Below are 422 nucleotides of genomic sequence, written 5' to 3'. Positions count from 1 at the left end.
GTCCGAGCAGGGCCTGGGTCAACAGGAACGGCGCCTTGACGTTGATGTCGAGCACCTTGTCGAACCCCGATGCCGGGAACTCGTCGATCGGTGCGCCCCATGCAGCACCGGCGTTGTTCACGAGGATGTCGAGGCGATCCTCGCGCTCGGAGAATGCACCGACGAACGCGGCGAGTCCCTCGGCGGTGGCCAGGTCGGCGGGGATCGACACGCACTCGCCGAACTCGCCCAGCCGAGCCGCGGTGGCGTCACAGGCCTCGGCCTTGCGGGCGGTGATGTAGGTCCGTACACCGTTGCGGACGAGGCCCTCGGCGATCATCTCGCCGATGCCCCGTGACCCACCGGTGACGATGGCGACCTTCCCCTCGACCGAGAACAGCTCTGTGATGTGCATGGCCGACATCATGGCAGTCACGTCGAGA

Annotated in this window: 1 protein-coding gene; it reads right to left on the bottom strand. The window is 66.8% G+C overall.

Annotated features, from left to right (window positions below):
* A partial coding sequence (locus ACLNEE_RS17000; protein WP_412007466.1) for an SDR family NAD(P)-dependent oxidoreductase occupies positions 1-394 on the bottom strand: 394 nt, incomplete at its 3' end.
* Positions 395-422: the final 28 nt, after the last annotated feature.

Source organism: Aphanothece stagnina RSMan2012 (assembly GCF_046764815.1).
Classification (GTDB): domain Bacteria; phylum Cyanobacteriota; class Cyanobacteriia; order PCC-6307; family Cyanobiaceae; genus NIES-981.
This window is presented reverse-complemented; position numbering and strand designations above follow the sequence as displayed.